This is a genomic window from Youngiibacter fragilis 232.1, from assembly GCF_000495435.3.
GTDB classification, from domain to species: domain Bacteria; phylum Bacillota; class Clostridia; order Clostridiales; family Clostridiaceae; genus Youngiibacter; species Youngiibacter fragilis.
Genome location: NZ_AXUN02000231.1, coordinates 73,189 through 95,682, shown reverse-complemented (window position 1 = coordinate 95,682; position 22,494 = coordinate 73,189). Strand labels below are relative to the sequence as shown.

Annotated in this window: 22 protein-coding genes and 1 pseudogene; 5 read left to right on the top strand and 18 right to left on the bottom strand. The window is 48.3% G+C overall.

Annotation, left to right across the window (positions count from 1 at the left end; translation table 11 throughout):
- The 7 genes and pseudogenes from T472_RS19655 to T472_RS18460 form a co-directional block, all read right to left on the bottom strand.
- Positions 1–137, bottom strand: a pseudogene (locus tag T472_RS19655) (D-2-hydroxyacid dehydrogenase); the annotation flags it as partial.
- A gap of 55 nt (positions 138–192) precedes the next feature.
- Positions 193–1,053 (bottom strand): phosphogluconate dehydrogenase C-terminal domain-containing protein, encoded by an 861-nt coding sequence (locus T472_RS18485; RefSeq protein WP_023863775.1) that lies wholly within the window; start codon positions 1,051–1,053, stop codon positions 193–195.
- Between the two features lie 26 nt (positions 1,054–1,079).
- The gene (locus T472_RS18480; protein ID WP_023386413.1) at positions 1,080–2,009 is read right to left on the bottom strand and encodes a transketolase family protein; all 930 of its coding nucleotides are present in this window, start codon (positions 2,007–2,009) and stop codon (positions 1,080–1,082) included.
- A complete protein-coding gene (locus tag T472_RS18475; protein WP_023386414.1) occupies positions 2,009–2,830 on the bottom strand; it encodes a transketolase in 822 nt (273 codons plus the stop codon). Before T472_RS18475 ends, T472_RS18480 begins: the two co-directional genes overlap by 1 nt.
- A gap of 52 nt (positions 2,831–2,882) precedes the next feature.
- On the bottom strand, positions 2,883–4,169 hold the full coding sequence (locus T472_RS18470) for a TRAP transporter large permease (RefSeq protein WP_023386415.1): 1,287 nt from the start codon (positions 4,167–4,169) through the stop codon (positions 2,883–2,885).
- Between the two features lies 1 nt (position 4,170).
- Complete coding sequence (locus tag T472_RS18465; RefSeq protein ID WP_023386416.1) at positions 4,171–4,662, bottom strand: TRAP transporter small permease; 492 nt, start codon at positions 4,660–4,662, stop codon at positions 4,171–4,173.
- 71 nt (positions 4,663–4,733) lie between these two features.
- Positions 4,734–5,789, bottom strand: coding sequence for a DctP family TRAP transporter solute-binding subunit (locus T472_RS18460; protein WP_023386417.1), 1,056 nt, complete (start codon positions 5,787–5,789; stop codon positions 4,734–4,736).
- A 630-nt stretch (positions 5,790–6,419) separates the two neighbouring features.
- On the opposite strand from T472_RS18460, the gene T472_RS18455 reads away from it, so the two are divergent.
- From T472_RS18455 to T472_RS18435, 5 genes are all read left to right on the top strand, one after another.
- A complete protein-coding gene (locus tag T472_RS18455) occupies positions 6,420–7,130 on the top strand; it encodes a FadR/GntR family transcriptional regulator (protein ID WP_023386418.1) in 711 nt (236 codons plus the stop codon).
- Between the two features lie 147 nt (positions 7,131–7,277).
- On the top strand, positions 7,278–7,868 hold the full coding sequence (locus tag T472_RS18450) for a 5' nucleotidase, NT5C type (RefSeq protein ID WP_023388226.1): 591 nt from the start codon (positions 7,278–7,280) through the stop codon (positions 7,866–7,868).
- Between the two features lie 431 nt (positions 7,869–8,299).
- Positions 8,300–8,803, top strand: coding sequence for an NADH-quinone oxidoreductase subunit NuoE family protein (locus tag T472_RS18445; protein WP_023388225.1), 504 nt, complete (start codon positions 8,300–8,302; stop codon positions 8,801–8,803).
- Positions 8,803–10,671 (top strand): NADH-ubiquinone oxidoreductase-F iron-sulfur binding region domain-containing protein, encoded by a 1,869-nt coding sequence (locus T472_RS18440; protein WP_439334315.1) that lies wholly within the window; start codon positions 8,803–8,805, stop codon positions 10,669–10,671. Before T472_RS18445 ends, T472_RS18440 begins: the two co-directional genes overlap by 1 nt.
- A gap of 9 nt (positions 10,672–10,680) precedes the next feature.
- The gene (locus T472_RS18435) at positions 10,681–12,426 is read left to right on the top strand and encodes an NADH-dependent [FeFe] hydrogenase, group A6 (protein WP_023388223.1); all 1,746 of its coding nucleotides are present in this window, start codon (positions 10,681–10,683) and stop codon (positions 12,424–12,426) included.
- A gap of 207 nt (positions 12,427–12,633) precedes the next feature.
- Here the strand turns inward: T472_RS18435 and T472_RS18430 are convergent, their stop codons facing one another.
- The 11 genes from T472_RS18430 to T472_RS18380 all read right to left on the bottom strand — a co-directional run bounded on the left by T472_RS18430 (position 12,634) and on the right by T472_RS18380 (position 22,463).
- Positions 12,634–13,800 (bottom strand): MFS transporter, encoded by a 1,167-nt coding sequence (locus tag T472_RS18430; RefSeq protein WP_023388222.1) that lies wholly within the window; start codon positions 13,798–13,800, stop codon positions 12,634–12,636.
- A gap of 11 nt (positions 13,801–13,811) precedes the next feature.
- Positions 13,812–14,576: a type I 3-dehydroquinate dehydratase gene (gene aroD / locus T472_RS18425; protein WP_023388221.1), complete on the bottom strand. Its 765-nt coding sequence runs from the start codon at positions 14,574–14,576 to the stop codon at positions 13,812–13,814.
- Between the two features lie 22 nt (positions 14,577–14,598).
- On the bottom strand, positions 14,599–15,144 hold the full coding sequence (locus T472_RS18420) for a permease (protein ID WP_023388220.1): 546 nt from the start codon (positions 15,142–15,144) through the stop codon (positions 14,599–14,601).
- On the bottom strand, positions 15,144–15,617 hold the full coding sequence (locus tag T472_RS18415; protein WP_023388219.1) for a permease: 474 nt from the start codon (positions 15,615–15,617) through the stop codon (positions 15,144–15,146). Before T472_RS18415 ends, T472_RS18420 begins: the two co-directional genes overlap by 1 nt.
- A gap of 75 nt (positions 15,618–15,692) precedes the next feature.
- Positions 15,693–16,271, bottom strand: a complete 579-nt coding sequence (locus tag T472_RS18410; RefSeq protein ID WP_023388218.1) for a class I SAM-dependent methyltransferase — start codon at positions 16,269–16,271, stop codon at positions 15,693–15,695.
- Between the two features lie 31 nt (positions 16,272–16,302).
- A complete protein-coding gene (locus tag T472_RS18405) occupies positions 16,303–16,608 on the bottom strand; it encodes a hypothetical protein (RefSeq protein WP_152975209.1) in 306 nt (101 codons plus the stop codon).
- 140 nt (positions 16,609–16,748) lie between these two features.
- On the bottom strand, positions 16,749–18,134 hold the full coding sequence (lpdA, locus tag T472_RS18400; protein ID WP_023388216.1) for a dihydrolipoyl dehydrogenase: 1,386 nt from the start codon (positions 18,132–18,134) through the stop codon (positions 16,749–16,751).
- 11 nt (positions 18,135–18,145) lie between these two features.
- Positions 18,146–19,438, bottom strand: a complete 1,293-nt coding sequence (locus T472_RS18395) for a dihydrolipoamide acetyltransferase family protein (protein ID WP_023388215.1) — start codon at positions 19,436–19,438, stop codon at positions 18,146–18,148.
- 22 nt (positions 19,439–19,460) lie between these two features.
- Entirely contained in the window at positions 19,461–20,459 is a 999-nt protein-coding gene (locus T472_RS18390) for an NAD(+)/NADH kinase (RefSeq protein ID WP_023388214.1), read from the bottom strand.
- A gap of 55 nt (positions 20,460–20,514) precedes the next feature.
- Positions 20,515–21,483, bottom strand: a complete 969-nt coding sequence (locus T472_RS18385; protein WP_023388213.1) for an alpha-ketoacid dehydrogenase subunit beta — start codon at positions 21,481–21,483, stop codon at positions 20,515–20,517.
- Positions 21,480–22,463, bottom strand: a complete 984-nt coding sequence (locus T472_RS18380; protein WP_023388212.1) for a thiamine pyrophosphate-dependent dehydrogenase E1 component subunit alpha — start codon at positions 22,461–22,463, stop codon at positions 21,480–21,482. The genes T472_RS18385 and T472_RS18380 overlap by 4 nt, the downstream gene beginning before the upstream one ends.
- Between the last annotated feature and the right edge of the window lie 31 nt (positions 22,464–22,494).

The window sequence follows — 22,494 nt, the reverse complement described above, 5'->3', positions numbered from 1 at the left end:
TCTGCATCGCCGATCCTCTCGGCAATCATCTCAACTGGTGTCCTGTCATATACCGTCACCTCTCCAAGCTTTTCGAAGCCTTCCCATGAAAGGTCACCGGGGTTTTCGGTGTATCCGTCAAGTATCACTATCTTCATATAAATATACCTCGATTCTCATATTCCGTTTCAGAAGACAAATTTTGATTGAGTGTTATATCTGCGGATTCTCAGGGTGGAGCATAGTAGCTATTACCTTATCAAGCACATCCTCTTCCCAGATCTGTCTCCAGTCATCCCTTAACACAAGCTTGTTTCCAAGTCCGATCGCTACCTTGCAGGCATCCGAAACCGGAGTGTTTCCAAGGAAGCCAAGGAAGTTTGCTGAAAGGTTGTAAATGTGTCCGGAAAGGAATGATACAGCCGCTTCCTTCTGGATTCCCTTCTCAACTGCCTTGTTGACAGTCTCAGCCATCGCGTATAGTGCTGTAGCTCCAAGTATCTCAACAAGGGTAGGCTCAAGGAACGCTATGTCCCTTATCCCCATGACATAGCTGTTGAGGACCGGCGCGAACATCAGCTCGCTGACAATTCTGCACTCTTCAAACTTTGCATCGTCTCCCTGGATCTTTGCCATTACTATATCCTGCTTTCCGCCAAGGCCGCCGAAGTAGTCGTGCCTTGCCTCGAAGGTATCCTGGTCAAGGAAGTATGAAGGGTGGCACGGGTGAGCCACACCGAATGTGCAGTCATCCCTCAGTGCCACTTCTCTGGCTACTGCAGCTGCAGGGTCAAGTATCACCATACCCGCCCCAGGAGACATAAGGTCAACTACTCCCTTGGATATCACATGGATAAGTGAATCCGGAACAGCAAGTATGACTACATCAGACTTAGGTATGGCTACCTCCACAGGTGTAACCTCGAAGCCTCTTTCCCTTATGCTTTCTATTCCTCTTGCTCCGTTCTCTACGAAGTAGAGCTCTACCTTATCAAGGGCCTTTGCAAGGTTGTTGCTTGTCCTGGTTCCCATTTTTCCGCCTGCACCGACGACACTTACTACTATCTTACTCATTTTCTTCCTCCTAAAATGCTTTTAGCCTACAGATTATCTTTTACAGTCTTTGCTATGTTAACTCCGCTGAAGCCATAGTGATCGAGGACTTCATCAGCCGGGCCTGACTCACCGAAGGTCTCAAGAGCCATTCTCTTTACAAATACCGGTTTGTTCTCGCAGGCAAGCCTGCTTATGAAGCTTCCGAGTCCGCCGTTGATGTTATGGTCTTCAACAGTCACAATCTTTTCAAAGTTCGACATCAGGTCAATAAGCTTCTCATTGTCCTTCTTATAGAGTATGTTTACATCCGCAACAGTGACGTTAACGCCCTGCTCCTTCAATATTTCAGCTGCCTTTAGGGCTCTGCTCAGAACGAATCCGCTTGATAGGACCAGAGTATCTGTTCCATAGTCCTTAAGGACAGTGAAGCCTTCAGGATTGAAAGGAGTCTCCACATCATATACATCCACTTCCCTGCCGCTTCCTGCCCTTACATAAACAGGTCCCTCAGTGGCTGCCGCAGCCTTGACGGCATGGTAGGTCTGGTTTCCGTCTGCAGGCGTGAATATGGTAAAGTTCGGAATGCTTGCAAGTATCGCAACATCCTCGTAGAACTGGTGTGTAACGCCTTCTCGCTCTCCACCGTATAGTCCTGCATTGATCCCCACGAACTTCACATTAAGGTTAGGGTAAGCCACGAAGGTCCTCATCTGCTCGCAGGCTCTCATCGTCAGGAATCCTGCATAGGTTCCCACGAATGGGATCTGTCCGCAGCTCGCAAGACCTGAAGCAACTGCAACTGAGTTCTGCTCAGCGATGCCGACTTCAACATATGCATCTGGAAACTCGTCTGCAAAAGAGGTGGCTCTCATTGCCTTGAGAGAGTCAGGAGAAACGAACATTATCCTGTTATCGGTCCTTGCCATGTCAATCATTGCAGCTGCGAATGCTTCTCTAGTTCCTTTATACCCCATTATCTTGCACCTCCCAGAGTCTTGACCGCTATCGCATACTGTTCGTCGGTCGGTACACCCTTATGCCATGCGTTGTTGTTCTCCATGTAGTCAAGTCCCTTGCCTTTGATATCGTTGCATATGATGGCTGAAGGCTGTCCCTTGACACTTTTTGCAGCCGCTATCGCATTCTTTACAGCATCGATGTCGTGACCGTCTATAACCTGCACATGCCACTTGAATGAAGCGAACTTCTCTTCAGGATTGTTGCAGCCTATGGTCTTGTCCACGCAGTCTCCGCTCTGCCAGTTGTTCTTGTCTACAAAGGCTATCAGATTGTCCAGCTTCTTTGCAGATGCTGTGTTTGCGCCTTCCCAAACTATGCCTTCCTGCAGCTCGCCATCACCAAGGATAACGAATACGTTATAGTCCTTCTTAGAATATTTTCCTGCCAGTGCCATCCCGACTCCGATTGAAAGTCCGTTTCCAAGCGATCCGGAGGTCATGTCCACACCGGCAGCCTTACCCATTACAGGATGTCCCTGAAATCTGCTTCCAAGAGCCCTGAGCTTAAAGTCGCCAACCGGATCTCCATAATAGCCCTTCTCCGACAATGCCGCATAGTATATGGGGCATGAATGTCCCTTTGAAAGTATGAACCTGTCCCTGTCCTCCCAGTTAGGATTCTCCGGATCCAGTCTCATTTCGTCAAAATAGAGTGTAGCTACTATGTCTGCTATCGAAAGTGCAGGACCAGGATGCCCATCCTTGCCTTCATAGACCATCCTAACAGCCTCAAGCCTAAGGTGTTCCGCCACTTTTTTAAGTTCTTCTGTGGTCATATTATTTCCTCCTCGAAATATTGTTCATTTGATTGAAAGAACCATGAAGATTCTATACTGCAAAACCAAGCACTGACGGCAGCCAGGTTATTATCACCGGGAAGAATGTCATCAGCACCAGCGCAATTGCTTCCGCTATAAGGAAAGGCATTATCTTTGTGCTTATCTGTTCGATTGAAGAGCCTGATATTCCGGTTGCGACGAACAGATTTACTGCCATTGGCGGAGTGATCATTCCTATGGATGTATTTATGATGATTATTATTCCCAGGGCTATCGGGGACATTCCCAGGGATACTGCTATAGGAAGAAGAATCGGAGTTACAAGCAGTATTATCGCCTGTGTCTCAAGGAACATTCCCAGGAACAGGAGTATGAAGTTGATCATCAGTAGCAGTACATACTTGTTGCTGAACAAACCGAGTACGGATGAAGCTATCATTGTCGGTATGTTCTGGTTTGTCATGAACCATCCGAACGGTGCCGAAAGGCTAACAACGAAGAGTACGATTGCTGAGCTTACCGCTGATTTGTAGAATATCCCATACAGGTCCTTTACCTTAAGCTCCTTGTACACGAACACGCTTATGATCAGGGCGTACACACAGGAGACGGCAGCTGATTCAGTTGGTGTGAAAAGTCCACCGTATATTCCGCCAAGGATTATAACAGGCATGATCAGTGCCGCAAGAGCTTCCCAGAAGGATAGGACGATGTGCTTGACTGTAACGCTTGATTTGTCAGGTTCATCATGCTTTCTGTTCAGCTGCAGGTTTACAAGGATCAGCACTCCAGCAAGGATGAGTCCCGGCACAACTCCCGCTATGAACATGGTTCCAACTGACACAGATGCAGTCACTGCATAGGTTACCATAGGTATGCTTGGAGGAATTACGACTCCAAGTGTTCCGGCAGATGCCGCTACTGCTGCAGCCTGCTCCTTCGGATATCCCTTTTCCTTCATCCTAGGAATAGTAAGACCTCCGATAGCAGCTACAGTAGCAGGATTCGAGCCTGATATGGCACCAAAGAACGCAGACGCAACTACAGTGATCACAGACAGCCTTGCCGGAACCCTTCTCAGCAGGATCTCAAAGAAGCCTATGAGCCTCTTGGATATTCCACCCTTCTCCATCAGGTTTCCTGCAAGTATGAAGAATGGGACAGCCATGAGAGTGAAGTTATCCGCCTGAGTGAACATCCTCTGAGGAACCACCGGAAACAAATTGAAGTTTCCGGTTGAAAATATTCCTGCCACTACTGCGACTCCTAAACTCAGGGCTATTGGAACACCCAGTATGAGCATTATTACCAATACTCCGAAGAGCAATCCTACCATGCTATCCATCCTCCCTGTCTATATCTTTTCCTGCTATGTCCTTGTAGGTCCTTATGGTGTATCTTATAGCCATCATTGCCAGTCCGAATGGTATTATCGAATAAACGATCCACATTGGTATCTGGAGACTTGGAGTGACCTGTCCGCCCTTTATCTGACTGTTTAGTATCTTGACTCCGTAGTATGCTGCAAAAAAGCAGAATCCATCTACAAATATTGTCGCTATGATCTTAATGACATTCATCGCCTTCTTAGGCAGGAACATATCCAGGGCTGTGACAGCGAAATGCTCGCCTTTTCTTGCACCGATGATTATTCCAATGAAGACGATCCATATCATGCAGTATCTCGCAAGCTCTTCAGCCCACTTGATTGTTATGATTTTAGTGAATCTGCCTACTGTAGCTGTAAATATTACACCCAGCATCACTACAAGCAGGATCACCAGAATGCTCTCTTCCAGTCTGTTTAGAATTTGGCCCAGTTTCTTCACCGCCAGCCCTCCTGTTTACTCATTTCTATAATCAGGACATACGGCAAAAGCCATATGTCCCGCATGATGTCTTATTTAAGTGAATCCTGAATCTGCTTTACAAGTGATGCATCTATACCGAACGAATCGAGTTTGTCATAAACACCCACTACAGCCTCTGCCCATACGGAAGTATCTACTTCTGTTATTGTGATTCCAAGTGACTTAAGTGATTCTACAGCCTTCTTGTCATACTCCTGACTGTAGTTTCTCTGCCAGTCCTTGGCTTCATCCGCAGCCTCAGTGAATGCCTTCTGCTGGTCAGCAGTAAGAGAGTTAAACTTAGCTTCATTCATCATAAGTACGCATGGTGAGTAGAATGCTCCTGTAAGGGATATGTACTTCTGAACCTCATAAACCTTTGCGCTTTCGATGATCGCAAGGGGATTTTCCTGTCCGTCAACAGTTCCCTGCTGAAGTGCTGTGAATATTTCACCCCAAGCCATCGGTGTAGGTATTGATCCAAGCGCTTCGTAGCCGGCCATATGTACCTTGTTCTCCATGGTCCTGAGCTGCATTCCCTTAAGGTCAGCAGGAACCTTGATCTCCTTGGTGTTGTTGGTTACGTGCCTGAAGCCGTTCTCCCAGAATCCGAATCCTATGATCCCCTGTGAATCAAGCTTTGCAAGGAGAGATTCTCCTACTTCACCGTCAAGTACCTCATACGCATCCTCTGCTGTTTCAAACAGATAAGGAAGGTCTAGAACCGCGAATTCCTTTACGAAGTTCGGTATCGGGCCAGTGGATGAAAGCACCATGTCCTGAACTCCCATTCCCACGTTCTCCATCATGTCTCTTTCATTTCCAAGCTGTGAATTGGGATATATGTCCAAAGTCATTGTTCCGCCGCTCTTTGATTCAAGCAGTCTCTGCATCTCCTGAAGACCCTTCACATAGTGTCCAGTTGGTGCTGTTGTTGTTCCAACCTTGAATCTCACTGTAGCTGATGATGCACCGAGGAGTCCCTCGCTGTTGGCAGCAGGTGCTGATGGCGTTGTAGGAGCAGCAGGTGTCTCATTCTTGGCACCACAAGCGCTTATTGCAAGTGCCATGGTTGCAGCGATGATCATTGACAATACTTTTTTCATAACAAACCTCCGTTTCGATTGTTGCCATTGTCTAACGTTAAACATCAGACGTTTCATGTTTATATTAAAACATTTACAGGAATCGTTGTCAACGATTCTAATGCTAATTAAATATTTAACTATTATTCAAAATTCACCCCCATCGATGGATATCCATACGCGCTTGATTCAAGCATATGATTCAAGCTGTTGATTTTCGAACGTTTGGCATCTGGCTTCTCCATGCTGTCTTCATCAAGGGTTTCCGCTCAAAATTGGTAGAAAAGGCTTAATTTCGCGTGAATTCACATCGTTTTCAGAGACTGTTCGTTATATATTTAACTATATTGCACTTAGTTCTCTGTCTGCTTTCATATTGGGCAATTGACCTTGTGACCTCATATGATCTGTGATTAATTATCATAATGTGCATCAACAGTATGTGCAGCTTCATACTGGTAGGACGTACATGCTGTCACAAAAGAAACCGTATTGCCTTAATATTAGTCAGACATCCTACATTTGTTTGTTGAAGTTTTATGTTTTCCATGATATATTGATAACAGAATAGTGGTTAAAGACTCATGTATGTATCAGTGAGTAAGAAATACAGCTGTCAAATATAGCTCATATTGTCGGAGGAGAAGAAACGTGAACAATCTGTTTGTCGGAAAAGCAAAGGAATCGGCTGTTGATGTGGTTATCAACAGTATAAAGCAACTGATTGCAGAGGATAAGCTTAAGCTTGGAGACAAGCTGCCAAGCGAACTGGAGATCTCAGAGGGGCTTGGAATAAGCAGAGGATCCGTGCGTGAAGCCATGAAGGTCCTTGAGGCGCTTGGAGTGGTGGACATAAAGGTCGGGAACGGAACCTACATTGTTGACAAACCCAGGGAGAACCTGATTGACCCACTCATGTTCAAGTTCCTCCTTATTAAGCCGGAGCTGTCAGAGCTCAAGGAATTCAGAAGACTTTTCGAAACAGACGTGGTGACTCTGGCAATAATGAACTTCAACAAGAATGAAAAGGAAAGAAATCAGCTTATACATAACGTTGAACGGCTGAAAGAGCTTCGGGACAGAAAAGCCTCACCACGTGAACTGGCTGACAACGACCTTGAGTTCCACAAGATCCTTGGGGAGGCCTGCAAGAACAGTTTTGCAGAAAGGATCTATTCCTTTGTCATTTCATTCTTCGAAAGCTCGATCTACAACTCCCACACGAACCAGAACTATGGCACAAATGCACTTGAGACACACCTGGCAATCCTTTCTGTAATCGAAGAGAGGAACACTGACAAAGTCAAGGACGCCGTAGGACTTGCAGTAGACAATTGGGAAGGCCTCCAGAAGAGAAGATAATTCAAAAGTTCCTGCCGCATCCAATTGGATGCGGCATTTCGATTTATGAAAACTTCTGAAAATTTACACAACATTAACATGAAAACCCCCTTTCATTTACATGGATATCGTATAATGTAAGGGACAACAGAAAGGAGGTGAAAAATATTGAAGAACCTAAACATATGCATAGACATCGATGGGACAGTGACTGAGCCATTCTACTGGCTGGAAAAGGCCAACTCCTATTTCGGTAAGAAGCTCAAGCCAAGGGACATCAGGGTTTACGACGTCGAAGAGGCCATGGGACTTCTGCCTGGAGATTATGACCGGTTTTACGATGAGTTCGGTGAAGAGCTTCATAGAGGAGCAAGGATGAGGGCGGGAGTCACAGAAGTGATTAGACGGCATCATCTTACCCACTACATCCATTTCGTTACGGCGAGGGATATGAGGATGAAGGATGTAAGCATCGAATGGCTGAGGAGCAACAGCATTGCACTGGATTCCATATCACTGCTTGGCAGTCACGACAAGGTTGGCAAGGCCGATGAACTAAGCTGCGACATTTTTATCGAAGACAGGTACGAAAACGCACTTCAGCTGGCTGAAGCGGGATACGATGTAATACTGATCGACTGCAGCTACAACAAGGGGCCGCTGCCATCAAACGTAACAAGGCTCAGGCACTGGTACCAGATCGACCGTTACATAGCTGAATACTCGGCAATGTATGACTCTCTTGAACTAGTCCTATGACAGGTACATAACTAAACAGCATGAACAGCATTGACAGCCGATTCCGCCTGAAAACTACCTTTGGCGGCTATCCGGGCGTCAATTTTCATTTCCGGACAAAATATATTCCTGCCCTCCTCTCATTCATCAGCCCCATTGATACATTTTTATCTTCCATTTTTGACAGTCTGTCATAAATTCATTTCATTTTGATTCCAAATCCCTATTCATAGAATCCTTTCCAATCACTTGCATATCCATTCTTATTCATCGTTTTCCAGTGAATTTAAAGTGTTCGATTTTCTACATCTATGGTACTGAAAATCTCACTAAGTGCAAATTGAATATGATTATATTTTATTATTCACAATTATCTGTTAATTATTTGACAACGTTTTCTATAAATGTTAAAACAGAGATAAGGGTAAAATCAATTATGAGAGGGCGAGTTTATGGAAATTATGAAGGAAAATCCGATTCATGAGCTGCTGACTGACGAGAAACTTGCTGAACTAGACGCCTACATCGAAAGCCTTGACGACAAGGAAGGTATGCTGATCCACATCCTTCACAAGGGACAGAGCATATTCGGCTATCTGCCGAGAGAGCTGCAGCTCCATATAGCAAGGAAGATCCGCGTACCCGCCTCCAAGGTCTTCGGTGTCGTAAGCTTCTATCACTATTTTACAGAGACAAGGCGCGGCGAGCACACCATCAGCGTATGCATGGGTACCGCCTGCTTCGTCAAGGGTGCTGAAACAGTCAGGGAAACCCTCAAGAGAGAACTGAAGATAGGCTTCGGGGAGACGACCGAAGACAACAAGTTCACACTCAAGGAAGTCAGGTGTATCGGGGCCTGCGGTCTGGCGCCTGCCATCATGGTCGATGAGAAGGTATTCGGACATATGACCGAGGAAACCATAAAGACTGTCATAAGCACCTACAGGGGAGAGTGATCGATATGGTCAATAGCATTGAAGAACTAAGAGAGATCAAAAGCTCACAGGCAGATGTCCGCTCACTCAGGGAGACAGGTGGAGGAAAGGGCAAGGTCACTGAGGTACTTGTCGGACTTGCAACCTGCGGAATAGCTGCCGGTGGCAAAGAAACCTACACAGCTATTGAAGAGAAGATAGCCGAGCTAGGTCTTGATGACATACGGATGGTCAAGGTCGGATGCATTGGTTCCTGCTACTGCGAGCCCACTGTGCAGATCAATGCCCCTGGTAAGGCTCCGGTGTACTACGGATATGTAGACGAAGCAGCTGGCAGGGAGATAGTTGAAAAGCATCTGGCCAAGGGTGAAGTGGTTGAAGAAAAGGTCGTGAACATGACCTTCAACAGGACAGACCCAGTCAAGGCAAAGAAGCGACAGCTGAGGATCGCCCTCAAGAACTGCGGTAATCTGGATCCTGAGATGATAAGTGAGTACATAGCATTCGACGGTTATGAGGCACTTGCCAAGGTCCTTCGTGACTACAAGCCTCAGGGTGTAATTGACATCCTTAAGGAAAGCGGGCTCAGGGGAAGAGGCGGCGGCGGATTCCCGACAGGCCTGAAATGGCAGGCAACCTTCGATCAGCCTGGAAATGAGAAGTACATGATCTGCAATGCTGATGAGGGAGATCCTGGCGCGTACATGGACAGGTCAGTCCTGGAGGGGGATCCTCACTCCGTGCTTGAAGGATTGACAATAGGTGGATACGCGACTGGCGCAAACCACGGGATAATATACATAAGGGCAGAGTACCCTCTTGCAATTGAAAGGCTTAACATTGCGATGGCTCAGGCCAGGGAGATGGGATTCCTCGGCAAGAACATAATGGGCAGCGGGTTCGACTTCGACATCGAGATGAGGCTTGGTGCCGGGGCATTCGTATGCGGCGAGGAAACCGCACTTATACATTCCGTTGAAGGAAAGCGTGGAGAACCTACAAAGAAACCTCCTTACCCATCAGTTCAGGGCTATAAGAAGAAGCCCACTACAGTGAACAATGTCGAGACTTTAGCCAATGTACCTCAGATAATCCTGAACGGCTCAGGCTGGTTCTCAAGCATTGGCACTGAGAAGTCAAAAGGCACCAAGGTATTCGCACTGGTCGGAAAAGTAAAGAATGTCGGTCTTGTAGAGGTTCCAATGGGTACCACACTTCGCGAGATAATTTACGATATCGGCGGAGGCATGGCAAATGGGAAGGAATTCAAGGCAGTACAGACCGGAGGTCCTTCCGGAGGAGTAATCTCGTCAGAGAATCTCGATACGCCAATCGAATATGAGACACTAAGAGCCATAGGAACCATGATGGGTTCAGGCGGAATGATCGTCATGGACGAGGACAACTGCATGGTAGACATCGCAAAGTTCTATCTCCAGTTCACTATGGACGAGTCCTGCGGAAAATGCACTCCGTGCAGGATTGGTACAAAGAGGATGTATGAGATCCTGGACAGGATCACGAAGGGCAAGGCTGAACCGGATATTCTCCATAAGCTTGACAGGCTTGCAAACAACATCAAGATATCCGCGCTTTGCGGACTGGGACAGACCGCCCCGAATCCCGTGCTCAGCACTATGAAGTACTTCGAAGAGGAATACAGGATCCATGTTGAGGAGAAGAAATGCCCGACAGGGTCATGCAAGGGCCTGTTCAAGTACTGGATACTTCCGGACAAGTGCGTAGGCTGCACAGCCTGCAGACGAGTCTGCCCGGTAGGTGCGATAACAGGACACCCGAAACAGATACACATCATCGATATGAACCTGTGCATATCCTGCGGATTATGCTTCGATACCTGCAAGTTCAATGCGATCAATAGAGGGTAGGTGAAAACGATGAGTGATAAAGTTAATATCAAGATAAACGGTGTTGACCTTTCAGTGGACAAGGGAACGACCATACTGGAAGCGTCAAAGCTCGTCAATGCTGACATCCCGACCCTTTGCCACCTGAACCTGGAGGGCTTTGGAATAGTCAACAGGACTGCCTCCTGCAGGGTGTGCGTCGTGGAGATTGCCGGAAGGGCGCCGCTTGCGCCTGCATGCTCTGAGGTTGTAACTGAAGGGATGGACATAAGGACAGATTCTCTGAAGGCAGTTGCAGCCAGAAGGCTCAACCTTGAACTCCTTCTTTCAAATCATCCGTTCGAATGCCTGACCTGCAGGAAGAACCTTGAATGCGAGCTCCAGGAGCTCGCCCAGAAGCTTGCCATACATGAGATAACCTATACGGGAGAGAAGAAGGACAGGCCGATAGACAAATCCTCCTTCGCACTGGTAAAGGATCCGGACAAGTGCGTCATGTGCAGAAGGTGCGAAACCATGTGCAACGAGGTACAGACCTGCGGCATACTTTCTGCAGTATCAAGAGGCTTCGATTCATTTGTCGGCCCGGCATTCAACCTGGACATGGTGGACACGTCCTGCACATTCTGCGGCCAGTGCGTCGCAGTCTGCCCAACAGGTGCACTTTCAGCAGTAAACACCACGCACAAGGTATGGACGGACCTTCAGAACCCGAGAAAGCATGTGGTGGTACAGGTCGCTCCGGCAGTTAGGGTAGCAATAGGTGAAATGTTCGGCATGGAGCCAGGTACTATCTCAACAGGTCAGCTTGCAACAGCATTCAGGAGAATGGGATTCGATGCAATATTCGATACTGACTGGGCTGCAGACCTGACAATAATTGAAGAGGCTTCCGAGCTGGTCCACAGGATCGAGCATGGCGGAAAGCTTCCGATACTTACCAGCTGCTGTCCGGCGTGGGTCAGGTTCTTCGAGTATCAGTTCCCTGACATGCTCGACATACCATCAACCTGCAAGTCACCCCAGATGATGATGGGCTCTGTAGTCAAATCCTACTATGCCGAAAAGATGGCAATCGATCCGAAGGATATCGTGGTAGTATCGGTAATGCCTTGTATAGCAAAGAAGGCTGAAATACAGAGGGAAGAGCTGTTCATGGACGGACTTCATGAGGTCGACTGGGTAGTAACCACAAGAGAGCTTGGATATATGCTGAGAGAGGCCGGCATAGATTTTTCAACGCTTCCCGATGGCGAATTCGATAACCTCCTTGGCGAGAGCACAGGAGCTTCGGTAATATTCGGAGCCTCAGGCGGAGTAATAGAAGCTGCAGTCAGGACAGCATACGACTGGCTTACGGGCGAGGACCTTCAGGAGGTCGACTTCAAGCAGCTGAGGGGTCTTGAAGGTGTCAGGTCAGCCAAGGTAAAGATAAAGGATATGGAGCTTAACATAGGTATCGCCCATGGACTTGGAAATGCAAGGAAGCTGCTTGAAAGCATAAGGCGCGGAGAATGCGAGTTCCAGGCAATTGAGATAATGGCATGTCCCGGAGGCTGCATAGGCGGAGGCGGACAGCCCTTCCACCATGGAGACATGGAGATTATAAAGAAGAGGCAGGAAGCCATCTACAGGGAGGATGCGGGAAAGCCAAAGAGAAAGTCACACGAGAACGAGATGGTCATGAAGCTTTACAGGGAGTACATGGGTGAACCCTATGGTGAAAAGGCACACGAGCTTCTTCACACCCACTATGTTCCAAGAGAGATGATCTGAAGCAAAGGGCCCTCAATCATACAGCCAGAAAACCTGAAATAGTCCACAGTACGAAAGAAGGGACAGCTCCATGCGGTCCCTTCTTTCATCTTGTCTTATCCTGATTTTACCTTATCAGCTTTTAGCTGCACCTGTTTGAGACTTTAAGGCATTCGAATCCCTTCAAGGCCAATACCTGCATTTGACTTCAGGCTATTTGTCTTTCAATCAGACCGATTTCCCACTGTCATCCTTCAGTATGAAAAATAGCGCTATCGCTGAAGCGATCGCAAGTGAACCTCCGAAAAAGAATGGAGCACTCGGACCGATACCATCCCAAAGCAGTCCGGCCACTACAGAAGCCGGAAGCAGTGCGACTCCCACCAGCGTTGAATGAAGTCCAAGTGTCGTACCCTTAAGGCTTACCGGCGCAAGCTCAGATACCAGGGCCCTCTCCACACCAGCGGTCATGGCTGTATAAACCCCATATAGGGCAAAAAGGAAAGCCACAAGTAATTTTGATGATGCGACTGCAAAGCCGGTATAAACGGCACCGAACACAAGATATCCGGTAACGAGCAGTTTTCTTCTGCCTACCTTGTCTGAAAGCTTCCCAAGTGGCAGTGAAAGCACTGACGACACTACATTGTAGATGAAGTAAAGGAGTACGACAGTTGCCGAATCATAGCCCGCATCCCTTGCCCTCAGCAGAAGGAATGCATTGGATGAGTTCCCCAGCGTGAAGACGAACGCGGTAATGAGAAACAGCTTCAGCCTTGAGTCAAGGTTCCTGAAGCCCTCTATGAGATTACCAATGTCCTTCTTTTTGGCAGCAGTGCCCTTTTCCTTTACCTTGAGGAGTATGGCAAGTCCGATAATCGTTGGAACCATGGATACCATGAACAGCGTCTTGTACTGCCCTGTACCGGTAGTGGTCTTAAGGAACACGTATGCCAGGAATATGCCTATGGCCGACCCCGCCATATCAAGAGCCTTATGCAGACCGAAGGAAGATCCGAGCTTGTTCTTGTCAGAGCTCTCGGCGACAAGAAGGTCCCTCGGGCTTGTCCTGATGCCCTTACCCAGCCTGTCTATTACTCTCGCAGCAAGTATTCCCCACCAGGATGATGAAAGGACAAGTGCTACCTTGTAAAGGAGTGATGTTGAATAGCCAATGAAAGCTATTCTCTTCTTCTTTTTATACCTGTCTGAAAGGTATCCACCGAGTACTTTCAGGAGACTTGCGAGACTCTCAGCTATACCCTCGACAAGACCTACTATGGCCGGTGTAGCCCCGAATGTACCGGTCAGGTAAAGAGGGATTATCGGGTAGACCATTTCAGTGCTTATGTCAACGAAAAAGCTGACCAGTCCTATGAGCACAATGTTGGACATAAGATCATCCCCTACTCTATCTGTAAACCACTGTGCAGGATATCCTGAACAGTGGCAAGACTATCTATTCCAAGCTGACCCGGCGCTGATACTTCGCCTATTGAAGCAAAGGTCACTGCCGATCCAAAGAATTCTCCAGCTACCCTCGACAGAGTTCCAATACCTGACATGGATATGCATATGATCGTATTGTCAGGATCCTCTTCATTTAAAGTTAAAGTTGCATCAAGCAGTTCAAGGACATCCCTCCTGGAATTCGGCATTACTGCAATCTTGGCGATGTCAGTCCCTGATGCCTGGATTTCTTTAATACGGCTGATGATTTCAGCCTTTTGTGGTGTTTTCCTGAAATCGTGATACGAACCGATTGTTCCAGCCCCATTTCTTCTCACGTCATCTACGGTTGTCCTCAGCATTCCACCGTATGAGAACATTTCAACGTCAACAATGTCACAGGACCTGGAAGCTGAAGCTGTCAGTAAAAGCTTTGCTGCCTGCTCCCCATTCAGCTCACTGCCTCCTCCTTCCTGGGCTGACCTTAGCGTGAATATCAGCGGCTTGTCACCAAGGATTTTTCTTGCTTCTCCAAGAACTTCCATGACCTTTTCTGTATCCTTGTATCCATGGAAAAGGTCAGCCCTCCACTCTACAAGGTCCGCCTTGGACCTTGCTATGAGCCTTGAAGCCTCAATTATACCGTCAAAATCCCTGGAGACTATTGGCACACATATCTTAGGCGTTCCTTCCCCGATCCTGACTCCTCTTATTTCTACCATTTCGTCACATCCCCTTAACGGCTTATGCCTTCTCCATCGCCCGCCTCACCATCTCATCCTTTTCCTCCTGAGGAAGAAACTTCTCCATCATGAGAGCAATTATCGTTATTCCGATTATGCTCATACAAAGCCTTATTCCTGTGAACTTAAGCCCCATTGAGGATGCCTCGAAGAGAAGCAGCGGTATCTTGGTCGTAGACCATGCACCAAGCATGATGTATACGTTGGTTACGCTGCTGCCCTTCCTTAGAAGCACTCCCGCAACTGGGAAAGCTGCATAGAGGGGCCCTGCAGCGGCAGAACCTATGAAGAATGCGATCAAAACACCGACAAGACCTGAACCCTTCCCCATGTATTTCACCATTGTCTCCCGCTTCACCCAGACATCAAGGAGTCCCAGAAGCACAAAAACAGGCGGGATTATCGAAAGCATCTCCAGGACGTTGCTCTTTGTGAGAGAAAGGGACTTCAACCCGATCTCAGGGCTTATTATTCCTATTACGAGGTTCAGGGCAGCCAGTATCAGGAATATCTTGTATCTCTTGAAAAACTTCTTACCTTTCTCCATCACATCAATCCTCCCACAACCAAGGCTACTATGAATGAATATACGAATGCGAGGGAATTTCGGAGCATAGCTGCCTTCTTCCCGAAGAAGCCTGTCTCAACCGGGAGAGTAACAACTCCAACCATCATGAGGGTAGATACGAATGCGGCGATCTGCATGTAGCCGGCTCCGCTCTTGAGGAGAGCTGCCGCTAGCGGGAACGCTATGAAGCCTGGTATAAGTGTAATTGCCCCTATGACAGCTGCAAGCACCACTCCGTACCAGCCTGAACCAGAACCCATTATCCTTGAAATCTGCTCCGGCGTAAGAATCGAGAGGGTTATGCCGATTATGATCAGTACTGACAGGAACTGCGGAAGTATGTTCTCGAAGGATTTCCAGGCTTTCATAAGGGACATCCTTGTCTTTTCCCTGTTCTTCACGAACGATATGGCAAGTGCGGCACCTGCCACAAGATATAGGGCTGTGTTCATATAATCTCTCCCCTTTGTTTTATCTTCAGAATATAATACCCATTCTAATCCATTCTCATTTCCATGTCTAATGGTCTATGGAACGCACACATACCATGCTGACCTTTTCCCTGCATCCAGAATCTTCACTGAGCTGAAGACCTCCCTCATTTCACCGTCCGGATCCTTTATGAATCCGAAGTAGTCCCCGCCCTCAAGAGTCTCAACTAAACTTGTCAAAGGTGACCTTACACCGTTGTAGTCATGTATCACTACAATGCCCTCAGTCACCCTTTTCAACTCCTTGTACATTGAGATCCTGTCTTCCCTGACCATGCCATGGGCCACATAGGATGAGATAGCCATGTCAAATGACTTGTCACGAAACGGCAGCTCCTTTGCCACATTCCCGTAAAACAGCTCAATCCCTTTGCCTTTCAGCTTCTTCCCTGCTACCTTGAGCATTTTCTCTGAACCGTCTATTCCCCAGACAGTTCTTTTCCCCTTGGAAAGGACCGAGATCAGAGCACCGGTTCCGCAGCCTGCATCTAGTATCCTCTTCCTGTTGTCAAAGTCTATATCTTCCCCTAACCTTTCAAGAACTTCATTGAAGGACTTCCTCTGCATACTGTAGAAAAGTCCATATACTGGTGCGATAAGATCGAAAACTCCCATTCAAATACCCCCAGAGTACTAATTACGCCCATCATCCCCATAATATTCCCGGGAATGCCAGAGCAAGAAATATAGCCAGAAAGAACAGTATTCCCAGCGCCTCAGCTATGATCACCGATTTCCCCCTGTCCTTCTGAAGCAGGGCGATGGCACCGCAGATAGTCCCAACACCTGCAAAGGTAGCGGCAACAAGTGACGCTATCAGTGCTTCCATCCTCGGTGCAGGAAACGGAAGGTTGTAGGGCATGTTCATTGCCATGACAACTGCAGAGATGAGCAGCGCTGATATCAGCATTGATGTTACCGACCACCAGCCGGCACGCGTTGAGGGTTTCATGATTCCATTCCGCCTTTCTTCACCAATCCATCCATTTTGAAATGATTTTGTTCCTTACACTGATATTATCAATCCAGGGGAAAACTCACAATAGACAAAAGGAAGCGATCCCATTTTTGGAACCGCTCCAGAACCTTTATTTACTCCCTGGTCTTGTGTATTGCACTGCCCAGCACATCCATGGCGGCTTCCCTTATGGCTTCCGCTAAAGTAGGATGCGCATGTATCGTTGTAATGAGCTCATCCACTGTTGCCTCAAGCCTTAAGGCAAGTGCAGCTTCTGCAATAAGGTCAGTAGCCCTTGGCCCCAGTATGTGGACTCCCAGTATCTCCTTGTATCTAGGGTCTGCAATTATCTTTATCAGGCCTTCTCCGCCATTCATGATCATTGCCTTTCCATTTCCGCTGAGCGGGAATGTCCCCTTGATATAGGCTATACCCTTCTCCTTCGCCTTTTCCTCGGTTAGCCCGACAGATGCGAATTCCGGTTCCGTATACACACAGGACGGATTGGTCTTCTCATCATATGTGCTGTTATGACCCATGGCGTTTTCAGCGGCACATTCACCCATTACTGAAGCTGTATGCGCCAGCATTGTCTTTCCTATGCAGTCGCCCACAGCATATATGTCAGGGTTAGATGTGCACATCCTCTGGTCTACTGTTATCCTTCCCCTGTCGTGGATGACGCCTGCCCTTTCAAGGCCCAGACCTTCAGTATTTGTCCTCCTGCCTACCGCTACGAGCACCTTGTCGCAGATGAAGGCCTTCATCTCACCATCCATCTCCACGTTTACTTTGGACTTGTCTCCGTCCTCTTCGACAGAAACAACTTTAGCTGATGTGTGTATCCCTATGCCCTTCTTTATAAGCTTTTTCCTTATTTCACCCGTCAGTTCTCCATCCATCATGGGAAGTATCACCGGCATCATCTCGATGACATCTACCTTTGTACCGAAGGACCTGTATATGCTTCCGATTTCTACGCCTATTACCCCTCCGCCGATGATCGCCATCGTCTCGGGTACCTCTGTCAGGTCAAGAGCTCCTGTGCTCGTGATGCAGTTCTTTCCGTCAAGGCCCGGAATTGGCGGCATTGCCGGTACCGATCCCGCCGCGATTATTACCTTGTCAGGCGAGAGCTCCAGTACGCCTTCAGCTGTATCGACTGCGATAATCTTTCCATCCCTGAAGCTTGCTGTCCCGCTTATTATCTCTATCCCGTTGGACTTGAGCGTTGCGGTGACTCCGTTGACCAGCCTTCTTACCGCAGTGGCCTTGCTCTTCTGGACGCCTGTGAAGTCCAGTTTAGGTTCAGCAATGATCCCTCGCCTTTTACCATCCTTCACCATGTCATAGAGGTGTGCGCTCTCTAGCATTGCCTTTGTCGGTATGCATCCGACATTAAGGCAGGTGCCGCCTATCTTCTCCTTCTCTATCAGCGTGACCTTCGCTCCGAGCTGTGCAGCCCTGATCGCTGCGACGTATCCTCCGGGTCCTCCTCCTATTACTGCAATGCTTGTCATAGAAGCACCTCCTATATGAACAGGAGTGCCGGATTCTCCAGCTTCTTCCTGAGCCTTGCCAGGAACTGCGCAGCAACGGACCCGTCCACTACCCTGTGGTCTGCCGTCAGCGAAAGCCCCATATACTTCCTTGTTGTGAATCCGCAGCAATCCGGGACCACAACCTCCCTTATTGCGTTTACCCCAAGGATCGCAACCTCAGGAAGGTTTATTATCGGCGAGAAGCTCTCTATCCCGAACATTCCGAGGTTGGTTATCGTGAAGGTACCGCCTGACAGGCTATCCGGTCCAAGCCTTCCAGCTCTTGCATCAGTAGCAAGCATCTTAAGCTCAGTCGATAGCTCCTTCAGCCCCTTTTTGTCTGCATCCCTTATCACTGGAACAAGAAGACCGTCATCAAGCGCTACCGCAATTCCAAGGTTGACATACTTCTTGAAAATGATGTCCGTGCCATCTACTGATGAGTTGACAAGCGGGAACTCAGGAAGCGTCCTTGCTGTCATGAATGCGATGATATCAGTATAGGATACAGAAACCTCCTCCTTCTTCAGAAGGTCCCTCAGGTGGTCCATGTTGGTTATATCAACACTTATGTCAAAGGTTACTGTCGGACATGTGTTCCAGCTCTCAGCCATCCTCTTGGCGATCACCTTCCTCATGCCGCTCATCTTTACCCTTTCCTCACCGCCTGCTTCAGCCTTCGGGATCACCTTCTCGACATCAGCTTTCATTATCCTTCCTTCAGAAGGGATATCCTTAAGGTCGATGCCCTTATCAGCTGCGATCTTCTCTGCTGTGGGGGATGCCTTTACCGGAGGTGCCTCCTGCACAGGCGTATACTTTTCAACATCCTCTATGGTGATCCTGCCGCCTGGCCCTGTTCCGGTGACAAGGGAAATGTCTATCCCCTTTTCCCTTGCAAGCTTCTTGGCTGCAGGTGATGCCGGGGCATTTGCCTTCGACGCTTCAGGAGCTGGTACTTCACCTGCCTTCACTTCCTCTGCCTTGGGTTCTTCTTTCATAACAGGTTCTGTCCCTCCTGGCATAAGGTCAGATATATCCTCGTCAGCGGCTGCAATTATGGCCACAGGAGCAAGGCAAGGCGCCTTTTCTCCCTCCTGTATGAATATCTTCCTGATTATTCCGTCATTCCTAGCTTCTATCTCATTGGTGAGCTTGTCAGTTTCAAGGTCATAGAGAATGTCCCCTACCTTTACTTCATCACCCTCCTGCTTGTACCATCTGGCTATCGTACCTTCTGTCATCGTAAGTCCAAGCTTTGGAAGCACGATCAGCTTTGCCATTTTCATTCCCCCTTCAAAAAGTTTATGTTCCTCTGGAAAACACACCGTTATTCAGAGCCTTCTCCAGTGTGGACCTTACATCCACCCTCAGAGGTCCGTTCCTGGTTATCCTGAATACAACGGTTTCGCCTTCCCTGAGAACTATCTCTCTCTCACCGTCAAGGGCAATCACGCACCTTCCTGAAGCGGTGAAGCTATGTTCCTCGTCAAGTTCCATCCTGCCTGAATGAGATACGCAGACCTCCTTCAAAAGGCCTGCAGCTATCGGTGCAACCACATGCATTCCGCTGTTTCCAAGTACCACCGAATAACCGAAGTCATCCCATGGCCTGACTATTCCAAGTACCCCGGCAACAGATGAAAACCCTATGCTTGCCGGATGACACCTTGTGACCATCACCCTCATTATGTTGTCAAGGTTCCATATCGCTCTGGCACCTACGAAGACTTCCGCTGACACTACAGCATCTATAAGGGCTATGTCCACAACCTGGCCATCTTTAAGGACCTCTATCCTTTTATCCCTTACACATGTCCTGCCCTCATCGCCTGACATCGCGGCGGCTGCAGCAGCCATTCCCGCAACAGTGCCTTCCAGCAGCAATGGATACACATTGTTCGTTCCTGTTGATACCGGAAGCACCGGAGTCTTCCTGACACTCTTTGCTACCGCACGGCTTGTTCCATCTCCTCCGAGTACGACTATGCACCCTAAGCCCATTGATTCCATCATGGCAGCGGCATCTGTCGAATCCTGGGCGGATGCGCTTATGCTCATCTCCAGCACCCTGCACCTTGCTGTAAGGACCCTTTCGCAGGACAGCTCATCGATTACTTTGTATCCGGTCTGGAAGGAGTCCGGCATGAACCATATGTCCTCAACACCCATTCCCTGGGCTGCCAGGACTATCCTTTTCACTATATTCACTTTCTCATTGTTGTCGAACACAGTGGCATAAGAAACCAGTCTTCTGATGTCCTTGCCTGAAGCCGGATTTGCTATGATGCCTATGGACGCCATCTAAATCATCCTTTCCGGAACAGGGAAGGCCTTAGCCTTCCCTGCGATCCATTAACTAAAACATTTTTCTTGCTGCTGCAGCGATATCCTTGGAGTTTGGCAGCACATACTGCTCAAGAGGAGGTGAGAAAGGAATAGGTGCGTTAAGGGCTCCCACTCTAACTACTGGAGCATCAAGTGAATCAAAGAACTCTTCAGCGATTATCGCTGAGATCTCTCCGCCATATCCGCCTCTCTTGGCCTCTTCTGTGACTACAAGAGCCTTATGTGTCCTTGCGACAGACTCTCCTATAAGGGCCTTATCGAGTGGATACAGTGACCTCGGGTCCACAACTTCACATTCGATGCCTTCCTTTGCAAGCACATCAGCTGCTGCCAAAGCATCCATTACCATCTTCCCATACGCTACGATCGTCAGGTCCTTTCCGGCTCTCTTTATGTCACCCTTTCCAAGCGGAATAGGTTCAAGGCTCGTTACATCTCCTGATGTTCCATAAAGCACCTTGTTCTCTACGACAACTACCGGATTCTCATCGTCAATCGCCGCAAGCATAAGCCCAAGCGCATCCTGTGGAGTTGAGGGATATACTACCTTCAAGCCCGGTACGTGAGTCAGCCATGCTTCAAGTGACTGTGAATGCTGAGCTGCTGCTGAGATTCCACCACCTGCGGGCATCCTCAGGACCATTGGCAGATTGAGCTTTCCGCCGAACATATATCTCATCTTCGCAGCCTGGTTGACAAGCTGGTCCATGCCGACAGTTACGAAATCTATGAACATGAGCTCAGCTATCGGTCTCATTCCTGTGGCTGCCGCACCTACTGCACATCCGACTATGACACCCTCTGATATCGGCGTGTCCCTTACCCTGTCAGGTCCGAACTCATTCAGCATTCCGCCTGAAACTCCGAAACAGCCTCCAAATGCACCTACATCTTCTCCAAAGAGTATGACATTCTTGTTTTCCCTCATCCTGATGCTCATCCCCTCGCGGAGAGCCTCCATATATGTCATTTTACTCATCTTGAACGCACCTCCTCGATGATATCAGAATAGATGTCCTCGACAGAACTCTCCAATGTCGGATAAGGACTCTCTTCGGCGAACCTAACAGCTTCCTCAAGCTCTGCAGCTATATCTGCATCAAGCTTAGCGATCTCTTCGTCGGCCATAACTTCATTTTCCTTAATGAACGACAGAATTCTTGGAAGCGGGTCCTTCTTCAGCCATTCCTTCTGCTCTTCCTCTGGCTTGTAGTTTGCAGCATCTCCCTCAAAATGTCCCCTCTGCCTGTAGGTCTTGCACTCAATAAGAGTTGGGCCCATTCCGCTCCTTGCCCTCTTGACTGCTTCGCCTACTGCCTCGTATACCGCAAATACGTCATTTCCATCAATTGCCAGTCCTGGTATTCCATAAGCGACCGCTCTGTCCGCAACATCCTTTATGGCCTGATGCCTTGCCTGGCTCATTGAGATTCCATAGTAGTTGTTCTCGCATACGAAGACTACCGGAAGCTTCCAGATCGATGCAAGGTTAAGTGACTCATGGAAAGTCCCCTGGTTGGTCGAAGCATCCCCGAAGAAGCAGACGACGACCTTGTCAGTACCCTGGTACTTGGCTGAAAGCCCGGCTCCCACTGCAATATTGTGTCCGGCTCCAACTATGCCATTTGCACCGAGTATTCCCTTTGTAGCATCAGCGATGTGCATCGAGCCGCCTTTGCCCTTGCAGTATCCGGTTGCCTTTCCATAAAGCTCCGCCATCATGTACTTGAGCTCTCCGCCCTTTGCCACAATGTGACCATGGCCCCTGTGAGTGGATGTGATGTAGTCGTCTGTCCTCAGCTGCTGGCATGTGCCTGCCGCTACGGCCTCTTCCCCGATGTACAGGTGGACGAATCCCGGAATCTTGCCCTCTGCGAAGAGATCCATAGCCTTGGTCTCAAACTCTCGGATCTTCTTCATTGTGACGTACATGTCACGGATGGCTTCCTTGTTTACCATTGAATGTTCCTCCTTTTATCTGTTTGATTGA

Bases quoted from the DNA above. Each gene is read 5' to 3' on its own strand.
- T472_RS18435 (WP_023388223.1), top strand. From the start codon at position 10,681: ATGAGTGATAAAGTTAATATCAAGATAAACGGTGTTGACCTTTCAGTG.
- T472_RS18395 (WP_023388215.1), bottom strand. From the start codon at position 19,438: ATGGCAAAGCTGATCGTGCTTCCAAAGCTTGGACTTACGATGACAGAA.
- T472_RS18485 (WP_023863775.1), bottom strand. From the start codon at position 1,053: ATGAGTAAGATAGTAGTAAGTGTCGTCGGTGCAGGCGGAAAAATGGGA.
- T472_RS18430 (WP_023388222.1), bottom strand. From the start codon at position 13,800: ATGTCCAACATTGTGCTCATAGGACTGGTCAGCTTTTTCGTTGACATA.
- T472_RS18390 (WP_023388214.1), bottom strand. From the start codon at position 20,459: ATGGCGTCCATAGGCATCATAGCAAATCCGGCTTCAGGCAAGGACATC.
- T472_RS18445 (WP_023388225.1), top strand. From the start codon at position 8,300: ATGGAAATTATGAAGGAAAATCCGATTCATGAGCTGCTGACTGACGAG.
- T472_RS18380 (WP_023388212.1), bottom strand. From the start codon at position 22,463: ATGGTAAACAAGGAAGCCATCCGTGACATGTACGTCACAATGAAGAAG.
- T472_RS18415 (WP_023388219.1), bottom strand. From the start codon at position 15,617: ATGAACACAGCCCTATATCTTGTGGCAGGTGCCGCACTTGCCATATCG.
- T472_RS18405 (WP_152975209.1), bottom strand. From the start codon at position 16,608: ATGAAACCCTCAACGCGTGCCGGCTGGTGGTCGGTAACATCAATGCTG.
- T472_RS18420 (WP_023388220.1), bottom strand. From the start codon at position 15,144: ATGGAGAAAGGTAAGAAGTTTTTCAAGAGATACAAGATATTCCTGATA.
- aroD (WP_023388221.1), bottom strand. From the start codon at position 14,576: ATGGTAGAAATAAGAGGAGTCAGGATCGGGGAAGGAACGCCTAAGATA.
- lpdA (WP_023388216.1), bottom strand. From the start codon at position 18,134: ATGACAAGCATTGCAGTAATAGGAGGAGGACCCGGAGGATACGTCGCA.
- T472_RS18475 (WP_023386414.1), bottom strand. From the start codon at position 2,830: ATGACCACAGAAGAACTTAAAAAAGTGGCGGAACACCTTAGGCTTGAG.
- T472_RS18470 (WP_023386415.1), bottom strand. From the start codon at position 4,169: ATGGTAGGATTGCTCTTCGGAGTATTGGTAATAATGCTCATACTGGGT.
- T472_RS18410 (WP_023388218.1), bottom strand. From the start codon at position 16,271: ATGGGAGTTTTCGATCTTATCGCACCAGTATATGGACTTTTCTACAGT.
- T472_RS18385 (WP_023388213.1), bottom strand. From the start codon at position 21,483: ATGAGTAAAATGACATATATGGAGGCTCTCCGCGAGGGGATGAGCATC.
- T472_RS18460 (WP_023386417.1), bottom strand. From the start codon at position 5,789: ATGAAAAAAGTATTGTCAATGATCATCGCTGCAACCATGGCACTTGCA.
- T472_RS18480 (WP_023386413.1), bottom strand. From the start codon at position 2,009: ATGGGGTATAAAGGAACTAGAGAAGCATTCGCAGCTGCAATGATTGAC.